The organism is Streptomyces sp. ML-6 (assembly GCF_030116705.1).
Lineage (GTDB): Bacteria > Actinomycetota > Actinomycetes > Streptomycetales > Streptomycetaceae > Streptomyces.
The window spans coordinates 6,025,937-6,037,798 of record NZ_JAOTIK010000001.1 but is presented as its reverse complement, the minus strand read 5'-3'; the positions used below and the strand labels follow the sequence as shown (position 1 = coordinate 6,037,798).

Sequence of the window (11,862 nt, the reverse complement as noted above, 5' to 3'; positions counted from 1 at the left end):
GACACGAGGGGGCAATGCGGCGATGGTTTCGGCGACGCGCGAGCGTACGGGGCGGTCCGCCCACCGATCACCTTCCTCTTCCCGATGGCAACGCAGCAACGAACCGGCCATCCCGGTGCCCGTCCCGCCGGTGGATCCCCCCGCGGCGACCACTCCGCGCCCGGCTTCCCGGACCGGCCGTCCCGGCCCCGCACTGCGGCGGCTGGTGCTCGTCGAGGCGGCTCTGGCGTTCGCCGCGGTGGGTGCCGTGCTCGGCGGTTTCTGGCTGGTTCCCGCCGGTGTGATCGCCTGTCTGCTGGTGCTGGTCGCGGTGGTGCGCCGACGGGGCCGCGCCGTGCCGGAGTGGGTGTCGATGACGCTCGCGCTCCGCGGGCGCGGACGGGCGGCCGCGGCGCCCGCCGCGGACACGGATCCGCAGCTGGCCCCGGTGGCGGAGGGCGTGCCGGGCCTCGCCCCGTACCCCCATGTCGACCGGAACCGCCGCACGGTGGGCATGGTCGGGGACGGCACGTTCCTGACCGCCGTCGTACGCGTCGAGGCCGGTGGCGAGTCGCTGCGCAGGGCGCACGGCGAACGGGCTTTCCCGCTGGCCCTGCTGGGCGACGCCCTCGCGGTGGACGACATCGTGCTGGAGTCCGCGCAGCTCGTGCAGCAGGTGCGCCCCGCTCCGGCGCCGCATCTGCCGGAACGGTCGGCGGCCCGGCTCTCCTACGTTCCCCTCCAGGAGCGGACCGGGGCGCCCGCGTTGCGGATGACGTGGGTGGCGGTGAAGCTGGACCCGGAACTGTGCCGGGAGGCGGTCGAGGCGCGCGGGGGCGGGATCGGCGGTGCGCAGCGCTGCCTGGTCCGGGTCGCGGACCATGTGGCGAGCCGGATCACCGGTGCCGGGTTCCGGGCCGTGGTGCTGGACCAGGAGGAGTTACACTCGGCCCTGGCCACGTCCTTGTGCGCCAATCCCGTCCTGTCGGCCCGCGCCGGGCAGCAGGGGGCCGCGCCACAGCGGCGGACGGCGGAGACGTCGCGGGTGTGGCGGTGCGACGACCGTTGGCACACCGCCTACGCGGTGGACCGTTGGCCGGAGTTGGGCCGGGGGGCGACTCCGCTGCCGCGCCTCGTCTCGTTGCTGACCCAGGTGCCCGCGCACGCGACGGCCTTCAGCCTGACGGTGCGGCCCGGTGCGCGCCGGGGTGATGTGTCGGTGTCCGGTCACGTACGGGTCACCGGTGGTTCCGACACCGAACTGGTCGGGGTACGAAGGGTGTTGGAGCAGACCGCCCGGCACGCGAAGGTCGGTCTGGTGCGGCTGGACCGGGAGCAGCTGCCCGGTGTGCTGGCGACGCTCCCGCTGGGAGGCGCACGATGACGATCCGGACCGGAGCGGGGCGCGGGCTGCGCGGTCCCCGGCACGCGGGGCACACCCTGGCCGCGGCGGACCTGGGCGCGTTGTCGTTGCCGGTCGGGGACGACGGTGTGATCCTCGGTACCGATGCCGAGGGGCACACGCGGATGATCGGCTTCCATCGTCCGGTGCCGTACGACGTCCTGTTGATCGGGGGGTTGTGGACCGCGCAGGTGCTGGCGCTGCGGGCGGCGGCCACGGGGGCGCGGGTGGCGGTGGAGACCGGGCGCCCGGGGGTGTGGACCTCGCTGGCGCAGGCCGCGGGGGCCGGTCTGGAGTGCGTGTCCCTGCATGACGTGGGGCGGGTTCCGCCGACCGGGGCGGCCGTGGGCAGTCCGGTGGTGGTGGTGCGGGACTGCGGCATGCGTCCGCCCCGGGGCCGGGTGGTGTCCTCGCCGTGGCAGTCGGTGCTGACGCTGCTGCCCTATCTGAGCCCGGTGGCACCGCGGTTGATGCGGACGTCGGCGCTCGTGGGCGTCCAGCGGGTCTCGCCCGACGAGGCGGAGCGGATCGGCGGGATCCTGGGGCTCGCCCGGATCGAGAGCGAGGCCCTGCCCACCCTGGCGGACGGCGTCACGCTCTGGGTGGCGGGCCGGGAGCACCACTGGGTGGTGACGGGCGCGACGGAGGTCGAGAGCGGTCTGCTGGGCGCCGCTCGCCGGATGGACTGATTACTGTGCCGTTCGTGGCCCCGGAGCCACCGCTTCCGGGGAAGATGTGCGGGGAATGACACGGCTCGATCGAAAGGGACGCCGACATGGGCACCCAGCAGGAAAAGGAAGAGCTCTACGCTCTCGACATCTCGGACGTGACGTGGCTGAGCGCGCCGGGGACCGAGGACGTCGAGGAGCGGGTCGAGATCGCGCATCTGCCCGGTGGTGCGGTCGCCATGCGCTCGTCGCTGGACCCGGAGACCGTGTTGCGGTACACCGAGGCCGAGTGGCGCGCCTTCGTACTGGGCGCCCGGGACGGTGAGTTCGACCTCGCGTAGGCGATGACCTGGTGGAAGGGGTGGCCGTCGGCACATGTCGGCCGCCCCTTTCCTCATGTGCGGAACATGCGGAATGTACGGATACGGCTTGACGCGATACGCGTCGACCGGCCATGTCCTGCCCGGCACATCGCGTTCAGATGCACTCCACCCCGGTATGCAACACATTGACCGCTTCGCTCCATGGGCTCCGTCGCACCCTGGGGGCTTGCGGGCGGGCCCGTGACCTACTGGACAGTTTCTGCCCGGCGGTACGGCCTGCCGCAGGGGGCCCCATGACGATTAGGGTGGGTCCGGGCGCGGCAGAAGAACCTGCGGGCAGGCGATGCGTGTCCCAGGGGGAGAGCCGGGCGGTCGGACAGACGGAAACGGTCGCCCCCCACCCACGACCGCACAAGGGTGCTCGACCACACCAGGAGGCAAAGTGAACGGCGATCGGGACGAGATGCGCGGGGGCTGGAACAAGCCCGTCGACGAGTCGTCCGACGCGGAGCCCGTCGAGATGACGGGTGAGTTCACCATCGACTACACCCCGCCCGCCTGGTACACGCAGAACTCGCCGGGGGACTCGTCGGGCGGTGCCGGAGCGCACCTGGCCCCGCCGCCGCCCACCGGCGCACCGCTGTCCGTGCCCGCGCCGCCGGCCGGGAACGGGGCCGACTCCGACTGGTCTCCGGCGCCGCCCGCCCCGGCTCCGGTCCGGGCCCCGGCGGACGACCCGGTCGCGGACAACCCGGCCGCTGGCAGCGGTCCCGCGCCCTCCTCCGCCCCGGAGGCGGTGGCGCCCGCCAGTACGTCGGCCCCGTTCGGGGTCGGGAACGGCGATGTGGAGGACGGCTCCGCGGGGTTCTCGGCGGCTGCGCTGAAGCAGCAGATCGCGGAGATCGAGGGGAACTTCGGGGCAGGCATCGCGAATGCGGACCGGGCCGGGGAGACGGACGGTCCGGGACACGCTCACGGTGCCGGGGCCGGATTCACGGGCGCGGGGTCCGCGGAGGCCGGCGCCGGTGGCGACCGTACGGGTACGGACGAGGCCCCCGCCCCCGTTTCCGCCCCGAGCGCGCCCGAGGGCGCCGCCCCGACCGGTCCCGCGGCCGATGCCCCGGCGTCCGCCGGTGCTCCGGGCGTCCCGGCCCGGGGTACGCAGGAGAGCTCCGACGGAGCGGCGGGTTCCGCCCCCTCGGACGCGGTGCCCGCCGCCGCACCGCAGGACACCCCGCCGCCGCCCGCCGCGCCGCAGCCCTGGGCCCCGGCGCCGCCGCCGCAGGGCGCCCTGCCGCCGCTGCCGCCCGCCTTCCAGCCCGCCGCGCCGCAGCCCGCCCAGCAGTGGCCCGCCTCGCCCCCTGCCCCGGCACCGACGCCGGCCCCCGCTCCGGCTCCGGCCGGACAGGCGGCCGGTGGTTACGGGTTCCCCGGGGCCGGGACGCCCCAGCCCCCGCAGGGTGGCTACGGGTTCCCGCAGCAGACCCCTCCCGCCGCGCAGCAGACGCCGCAGGGTGGTTACGGGTTCCCGCAGACACCGCCGCAGGGTGGCTACGGGTTCCCGCAGGCGTCCCAGGCACCGACGCCGCAGGCTCCCCAGCAGTCCCAGGCACCTCAGCAGCCCCAGGCGCCTCAGTGGCCCGCGCAGCAGGGCGTTCCCCTCCCGCCTCAGGTGCCCCAGCCTCCTCAGGCACCCCTCCCGCCCCAGGCGCCTCAGGCAGCCCAGAGCGCGCAGGCACCCCAGCCGCCGGCCCAGGCCGCGCCGCACCTGCCCGCGCAGGCCGCCCCTCCACAGCAGCCCACCCCGCAACAGCCGGAACAGCAGCTCCAGGGCCAGCAGCCCCAGGGCCAGCCCGTCGACCCGCGCACCGGGGCCGCCTGGCCGAGCCCGGTCACCCACGACCAGCGCGAGCGTTCCGTGCCCGGCGCCCCGCTCGGGTACACGGCGGCCGTGGAGCTCTCCTCCGACCGGCTCGTCCGGGGCAAGCAGAAGGCGAAGAGCAGCCGCAACCCGTCCGGGGTGTCCCGCTTCAAGCTGGGCGGCAAGAAGGAGGAGGCCGAGCGGCAGCGCAAGCTCGACCTGATCCGTACGCCGGTGCTGTCCTGCTACCGGATCGCGGTCATCAGCCTCAAGGGCGGCGTCGGCAAGACCACGACGACCACCGCCCTCGGCGCGACCCTGGCCACCGAGCGGCAGGACAAGATCCTGGCCATCGACGCCAACCCGGACGCGGGCACGCTCGGGCGCCGGGTGCGCCGGGAGACCGGGGCCACCATCCGCGACCTGGTCCAGGCGATCCCGTACCTCAACTCGTACATGGACATCCGCCGCTTCACCTCGCAGGCGCCCTCCGGACTGGAGATCATCGCCAACGACGTGGACCCGGCGGTCTCCACGACGTTCAACGACGAGGACTACCGGCGCGCCATCGACGTGCTGGGCAAGCAGTACCCGATCATCCTCACCGACTCGGGCACCGGCCTGCTCTACAGCGCGATGCGCGGGGTGCTGGACCTCGCCGACCAGCTGATCATCATCTCGACCCCGTCGGTCGACGGCGCTTCCAGTGCCTCCACCACCCTGGACTGGCTCTCGGCGCACGGCTACGCGGAGCTGGTGCAGCGCTCCCTCACGGTCATCTCCGGGGTCCGCGAGACCGGCAAGATGATCAAGGTCGACGACATCGTGCAGCACTTCGAGACGCGTTGCCGCGGTGTGGTCGTCGTGCCGTTCGACGAGCACCTGGCGGCGGGCGCCGAGGTCGACCTCGACATGATGCGGCCCAAGACCCGCGAGGCGTACTTCAACCTCTCCGCGCTGGTCGCCGAGGACTTCGCGCGCGCCCAGCAGCAGCAGGGGCTGTGGACCTCGGACGGCTCCGCGCCGCCCCCGCAGTACGCCCCGCCGATGCCCGGCCAGCAGTACGCCCCGCAACAGCCGTACCAGCAGCAGCCGTACGGCGGTCAGCAGCCCCCGCAGCCGTACCCGCCGCACGCCGGTCCCGGAGCGCAGCAGAACGGCTGGCAGCAGTCGCCGCCCCCGCAGGCCCAGCCCCCGGCGAACCCGGCCGGGCTTCCTCCGATGCCCCATCAGCAGCAGCCCGGCCAGGGCGCGCAGCCCGGCCCCGCATCGCCCGGCGGATGGCAGCAGCAGCCACCGTCAGCGCCTCAGCAGTAAGGCTTCAGAGGTCTGAACCAATGAGGGCCCGCACCGTCTCCACGGTGCGGGCCCTTTTGGGCATTCCCGCAGACCACACGCCATTTCGATGACCGTTGACGGGGCTCGACCCCCGCTGATAAACCTTCGCTTCACCAGCTGGCGAACCACAGATCAACCCGCCTTCTCCGTGCGAGTCATGACGCGAGGTCCCCGACCATGGTCGAAAGAGTTCCACCGCTCACTGTCCAGCCACGCGCACGCCTGCGCGTCCTCCTGGCCTCCGGTGCCGCCGCCCTGGCCCTGACCGCCGCTTCCGTCGTACCCGGTGTGCCCCTCGGCGCCGCGCCCCAGCAGGCGCAGGCCGCCGACAGCGGCAAGTCGACCCTGACCGTCGCCGTCGCGCAGAGCGTCGACTCGCTGAGCCCGTTCCTCGCTCAGCGGCTCATGAGCACCAGCATCAGCCGGCTCATGTACGACTTCCTCACCAACTACGACCCCGAGGACAACCACGCGATCCCCGGTCTCGCCACCAAGTGGGAGCCGTCCGCGGACAAGTTGACCTGGACGTACACCATCCGCTCCGACTCCAAGTGGTCGGACGGGCAGCAGGCCACCGCCGAGGACGCGGCCTGGACGTTCAACAAGATGATGACCGACGAGGCCGCCGCGCAGGCCAACGGCAGCTTCGTCGCGAACTTCAAGAAGGTGACGGCGCCCAGCCCGACGCAGCTGGTCATCGAGCTCAAGGAGCCGCAGGCCACCATGGCCGCGCTCGACGTGCCGATCGTCCCGAAGCACGTCTGGGAGAAGGTGGGTGACTTCTCCAAGTTCAACAACGACCAGACCTTCCCGATCGTCGGGAACGGGCCGTTCATCGTGACCGACTACAAGGTCGACCAGTATGTGAAGCTCAAGGCCAACAAGGACTTCTGGCGCGGCAGTCCGAAGTTCGACGAGCTGGTCTTCAAGACGTACAAGGACCAGGACACCGCGGTCGCCGCGCTGCGCAAGGGCGAGGTCTCCTTCGTCGCCGGCTCCCCCGCGCTGACGCCCGCCCAGGCCAACTCCCTCAAGGGCGACAAGAACATCAAGGTCAACGAGGGGCCTGGCCGCCGCTTCTTCGCGCTGGCCACCAACCCGGGCGCGCAGACCAGGGACGGCAAGAAGTTCGGCAACGGCCACAAGGCCCTTCTCGACCAGAAGGTGCGCCAGGCCCTCTTCCTGTCCGTGGACCGCAAGACCATCATCGACAAGGTCTTCCAGGGCCACGCCGTCGAGGGCCAGGGCTACATCCCGCCGCGCTTCACGGCGTACCAGTGGAAGCCGACCGCCGAGCAGAGCCTCGCGTACGACCCGGCCAGGGCGGCGAAGCTGCTCGACGAGGCGGGCTACCCGCTCAAGGGCGACCAGCGGGTCGGCAAGGACGGCAAGCCGCTCGACCTGCGCATCCTCTGCCACGCCACGGACCCGAACGACAAGGCGATCGGCAAGTACCTCAAGGAGTGGTGGGGCAAGCTCGGTATCGGTCTGAAGGTCGACTGCCTCGACAACGTCTCCGTGCCCTGGTACGCGGGCGAGTACGACCTCGCCTTCGACGGCTGGTCCGTCAACCCCGACCCGGACTTCGTCCTCGGCATCCACACCTGCGCCGCGCTGCCCTCCAAGGCCAAGGACAGCGCCTCCACGGACAACTTCATCTGCGACAAGAAGTACGACGAGCTGTACAAGAAGCAGCTCGCCGAGTACGACCCGGCCAAGCGCGCGGACCTCGTCAACCAGATGCAGTCGTGGCTGTACGACTCCGGGTACATGAACGTCATCGCGTACCCGAACGCGGTCGAGGCATACCGCACCGACCAGATCAAGTCGATCACCACGATGCCGAAGTCGGCGGGCAACATCTACGGCCAGGACGGTTACTGGAGCTGGTGGTCGGCCGTTCCGGCGGACGGCGAGGGCTCGGACGGTTCCGGCGGTTCGGGCTCCAGCGGCGTCGTCATCGGCCTCATCGCGGTGGTCGTGGTGCTCGCCGGTGGCGGGCTGTTCGTCGCGATGCGCCGCCGCAACACGGCGGACGACCGCGAGTAATCACCCGAACGGGTGAGGAGGGGCCGGCCGGGGAACACTCGCTCCACCGGTCGGCCCCTCCTCATTGCGGCACGAGTCAACGAGAGTTCCCCATGACAGCTGACAGCACTCCGGCGCTCGTGCAGAACGCGGACGCGGACACCGACGGGCCAGCCCCGGCCGGTCCGTCGGCCGACCGCGGTCCACGGGCGCGCAACACCAAGGCATATCTCCAGTACGTCGCGGCCAAGATCGCGGGTGCCGCGGTCTCCCTGTTCGCGGTCCTGGTCACCAGTTTCTTCCTCTTCCGGCTCATCCCCAGCGACCCGGTCAAGCAGATGACCGGCGGCCGGCCCGTGTCCGCCGAGCAACTCCAGTCGCTGCGTCGCCAGTTCGGGCTCGACCAGCCGATGTGGCAGCAGTTCACGTCCTATGTGGGCGACGCGCTCACCGGTGACTTCGGGCTGTCGTTCCAGTTCCACGCACCGGTCATCGACAAGATCACCGAGGCGCTGCCGGCGACCCTGTTCCTCACCGGCACGTCGTACGTCCTGTACACCGCGCTCGGCATCTGGCTCGGCACCCGTACCGCCTGGCGCAACGGCTCTCTCAGCGACCGCTTCAACACCGCGTTCGCCCTCACGCTCTACTCGGTGCCGGCGTTCTGGCTGGGCCTGCTCCTGATCATCGTCTTCGCGGTGGGCATCGGTCCGTTCCCCGGCCTGTTCCCGACCGGCGGGCTGGACTCCGGCACCGGTGAGACCGGCTTCGCCCACGTCCTCGACGTGGCGCACCACCTGGTCCTGCCGGTGATCACACTGGTGTCCGTCGGGTACGCGCAGACGCTCCTGGTGATGCGTTCCTCGCTGCTCGACGAGATGGGCAGCGACTATCTGACGACGGCCCGCGCGAAGGGGCTGCGGGACGACGTCGTGCGCCGCAAGCACGCCGTGCCCAACGCGATGCTGCCGACCTTCACCCTGATGTTCGTGAACCTCGGGCACGTGGTCGCCGGGCAGATCCTGGTCGAGACGGTGTTCTCCTGGCCGGGCCTGGGCGGGCTGTTCTACGAGGCGCTCAGCGTGCCCGACCTCCCGCTCGTGCAGGGGTTGTTCTTCGTCTTCGCCACCGCGGTGATCCTGGCGAACACCCTTGCCGACGTGCTCTATCCGCTGCTCGATCCCCGGGTGGGCCGATGACGACCGAATCCATGCCCACGCCCACGCCCGCGGAGGCCGGGGCCGCCCCGGATCCGCGTGCCCTGGCACGGGCCCGCAAGCGCCAATCCGCCGCCCGCTTCTGGCGGGAGTACCGCAACCACCGGGGCGGACTGTGGGGGCTGGCCGCCCTCGTCCTGATCGCGCTGATCGCCGTGTTCGCGCCGCAGCTCGTCGGTGCGGACTCGCAGTCCGTCACGAACGCCCCCGGCGGGGCGCTGGAGTCCCCCAGCGGCGCATTCCCGCTCGGCACCGACCAGTTCGGCCGCAACGTGCTGGCGCTGCTGGTGTGGGGCACCCGGGTCTCGCTGACGGTCGGCCTGCTCGCGGCGTTCCTGTGCGTCGCCATCGGCACGGTCGTCGGCATCGTCGCGGGTCACTTCCACGGCTGGTACTCGACGGTCCTGATGCGGGTCACCGACTGGTTCCTGGTGATGCCGACCCTGGTCCTCGCGATCGCGCTCGCCACGGTGATGGACCGTTCGATGTGGACGGTCATCATCGCGATCGGGGTCACGACCTGGCCGACCACGGCCCGGCTGGTCCGGGCCCAGACCCTCGCGGTGGAGTCCCGCCCGTACATCGAGCGGGCCCGCGCGCTGGGCGGCGGCCACGGGCACATCATGGTCCGGCACGTGCTGCCGAACGTGATGCCGCTGGTGCTCGCCCAGACGACGCTGGTGATCTCCAGCGCGATCCTCACCGAGGCCACGCTGGCCTTCCTCGGCCTCAGCGACCCGACCACCACCTCCTGGGGCGGCATGCTCCAGGACGCCCGCGAGGCGGGTGCGGTGAGCGCGGGCCACTGGTGGTACCTGGCACCGCCCGGCATCGCCATCGCGGTGGTGGCGCTGGCCTTCACACTCTGCGGGCGCGCGATCGAGTCCGTCCTCAATCCCAAGCTGGGGGTGGCCCGTTGAGCACCACGAACATCCACCGGCCGCCGCTCCTCGACGTGCGGGACCTCACGGTGACGTACGCCGGCGGGGCACGGGCCGTGCGCGGCGTGAACCTCACCGTCGACGCCGGGCAGAAGCTCGGCATCGCCGGTGAGTCGGGCTGCGGGAAGTCGACGCTGGCCCTCGCGCTGCTGCGGCTGCTGCCCGCGGGCACGAAGGTCACCGGTGAGATCCTGCTGAACGGCGAGGACGTCCTCGCCATGAAGTGGGGCCAGGTCCGGGCGGTGCGCTGGGCGGGGGCGTCGATCGTCTTCCAGGGGGCGATGCACTCGCTCAACGCGGTGCACCGCATCGGCGACCAGATTGCCGAACCGATCCTGCTGCACCGGAAGGCGTCCCGGGCCGGGGCGGCGAAGAAGGTCGGGGAGCTGCTGGAGCAGGTGGGCCTGCCGGCCGCCCGCGCCGCCGCCTATCCGCACGAGCTGTCCGGCGGGCAGCGCCAGCGCGTGATGATCGCGATGGCGCTGGCCTGCGATCCGGGGCTGATCGTCGCGGACGAGCCGACCACGGCGCTCGACGTGATGATCCAGGCCCAGATCCTGCGGCTGATCGAGCAGCTGGTGTCCGAGCAGGACCTCGGCCTCGTCATGATCAGCCACGACCTCGCGGTGCTCTCGGACACCTGCGACCGGCTCGCGGTGATGTACGCGGGCCGGGTCGTGGAGGAGGGCCCGGCGTCCGAGGTCTACGAGAACGCGCACCACCCGTACGGCAAGGCCCTGTCCGGCGCCTTTCCGCGCATCGGCGACCCGGCCTCCCGGTTCGCGCCCCGCGGACTGCCCGGCGACCCGCCGGACCCGTCGGCGCTGCCCGGCGGCTGCACCTTCCACCCGCGCTGTCCGGTGGCCCTGGACTCCTGCGCGACCGAGGACCAGGAGCTGCGGGTGGCGGGACCGGAGCGGCGGGCCGCCTGTGTGCTGGTGGAGCCGGGAGCGGCCGCGGCCCTGCCGGACACCGAGGAAGCGAGGAGCACCCCATGAGCACCACCCCTCCCCTGCTGAGCGCCCAGGGGCTGAAGGTCACCTTCCCCGGCCGGCGCGGGGCCGAACCGGCGCGGGCCGTGGACGGCGTGGACCTGGACATCCGGCCCGGTGAGATCGTGGCGCTGGTCGGCGAGTCGGGCTGCGGCAAGACGACGCTGGCGCGTTCGCTGCTGGGCCTGGTCCCGCCGACGTCCGGGCAGGTCACCTTCGGCGGCAGGCCGCTCGACTACGGGAGCCGGGCGCTGAAGGCGTACCGCAAGCGGGTCCAGCTGGTGCTCCAGGACCCCAGCGGCTCGCTCAACCCCCGGCACACGGTCTACGACGCCGTCGCCGAGGGCCTGCGCATCCACGGGTACGCGGGGGACGAGCGGGCGGCGGTGTCCGAGGCGTTGTCGCGGGCCGGGCTCCGTCCGCCGGAACGATTCTTCCTGCGCTATCCGCACGAGCTGTCCGGCGGGCAGCGCCAGCGCGTCGTGATCGCGGGCGCGCTGGTCCTGGAGCCCGAGCTGATCGTGGCCGACGAGCCGGTGGCCTCGCTGGACGCCTCGGTGCGCGGCGAGATCCTGGCCCTGATGCTGCGGCTGCGGGACGAACTGGGCCTGTCCGCGCTGGTGGTCACGCACGACCTGGGTCTGGCGTGGAACATCGCGGACCGGGTCGCGGTGATGTACCTCGGGCGGATCGTGGAGACCGGCGAGGTGGAGCGGATACTCACCGCCCCGCGCCATCCGTACACCCGGGCGCTGCTGTCGGTGCTGCCGGAGGCCGGGGGCGAGCCGGTGGTCCTGACCGGTGAGCCGCCGGACCCGTCCAAGGTGCCGTCCGGGTGCCGCTTCCACGCCCGCTGCCAGGTGCTGGCCTCGGGCGAGGCGGAGCGGGCGGGCGTCGCGGACGCCTGCCGCGCGGAGGACCTGCCGGTGCTCGCGGGCGGTGGCCGGACCCAGGTGGCGTGCCACTGGGCGGCCGCCGCCCCCGCCGCGGCCGGGCGGACGAAGAAGGCGTAGGAAGCGCGACCGGGCCGGGCCCGTGCGGGGATCACCCCCCGGACGGGCCCGGCCCGGTTCGTCCGTTCACTCGTTCGTTCGAGGGGGCCGCGGGCACGCC

The 11,862-nt window shown here is 72.4% G+C and carries 9 protein-coding genes; all 9 read left to right on the top strand.

What is annotated here, in order from left to right:
• Nucleotides 1-22: 22 nt before the first annotated feature.
• Nucleotides 23-1,363 (top strand): type VII secretion protein EccE, encoded by a 1,341-nt coding sequence (eccE, locus tag OCT49_RS26800; RefSeq protein WP_283854359.1) that lies wholly within the window; start codon nt 23-25, stop codon nt 1,361-1,363.
• Entirely contained in the window at nt 1,360-2,070 is a 711-nt protein-coding gene (locus OCT49_RS26795; RefSeq protein WP_283854358.1) for a hypothetical protein, read from the top strand. Before eccE ends, OCT49_RS26795 begins: the two co-directional genes overlap by 4 nt.
• Nucleotides 2,071-2,156: 86 nt before the next feature.
• Nucleotides 2,157-2,390: a DUF397 domain-containing protein gene (locus OCT49_RS26790; RefSeq protein ID WP_148840450.1), complete on the top strand. Its 234-nt coding sequence runs from the start codon at nt 2,157-2,159 to the stop codon at nt 2,388-2,390.
• A 424-nt stretch (nt 2,391-2,814) separates the two neighbouring features.
• Nucleotides 2,815-5,550: an SCO5717 family growth-regulating ATPase gene (locus OCT49_RS26785; protein WP_283854357.1), complete on the top strand. Its 2,736-nt coding sequence runs from the start codon at nt 2,815-2,817 to the stop codon at nt 5,548-5,550.
• Nucleotides 5,551-5,748: 198 nt separating this feature from the next.
• Nucleotides 5,749-7,620: an ABC transporter substrate-binding protein gene (locus OCT49_RS26780; RefSeq protein ID WP_283854356.1), complete on the top strand. Its 1,872-nt coding sequence runs from the start codon at nt 5,749-5,751 to the stop codon at nt 7,618-7,620.
• A 92-nt stretch (nt 7,621-7,712) separates the two neighbouring features.
• Nucleotides 7,713-8,798, top strand: a complete 1,086-nt coding sequence (locus OCT49_RS26775) for an ABC transporter permease (RefSeq protein ID WP_283854355.1) — start codon at nt 7,713-7,715, stop codon at nt 8,796-8,798.
• On the top strand, nt 8,795-9,736 hold the full coding sequence (locus OCT49_RS26770; protein WP_283854354.1) for an ABC transporter permease: 942 nt from the start codon (nt 8,795-8,797) through the stop codon (nt 9,734-9,736). Before OCT49_RS26775 ends, OCT49_RS26770 begins: the two co-directional genes overlap by 4 nt.
• Nucleotides 9,733-10,755, top strand: a complete 1,023-nt coding sequence (locus OCT49_RS26765; RefSeq protein WP_283854353.1) for an ABC transporter ATP-binding protein — start codon at nt 9,733-9,735, stop codon at nt 10,753-10,755. Before OCT49_RS26770 ends, OCT49_RS26765 begins: the two co-directional genes overlap by 4 nt.
• The gene (locus OCT49_RS26760) at nt 10,752-11,762 is read left to right on the top strand and encodes an oligopeptide/dipeptide ABC transporter ATP-binding protein (RefSeq protein ID WP_283854352.1); all 1,011 of its coding nucleotides are present in this window, start codon (nt 10,752-10,754) and stop codon (nt 11,760-11,762) included. Before OCT49_RS26765 ends, OCT49_RS26760 begins: the two co-directional genes overlap by 4 nt.
• Nucleotides 11,763-11,862 lie beyond the last annotated feature (100 nt).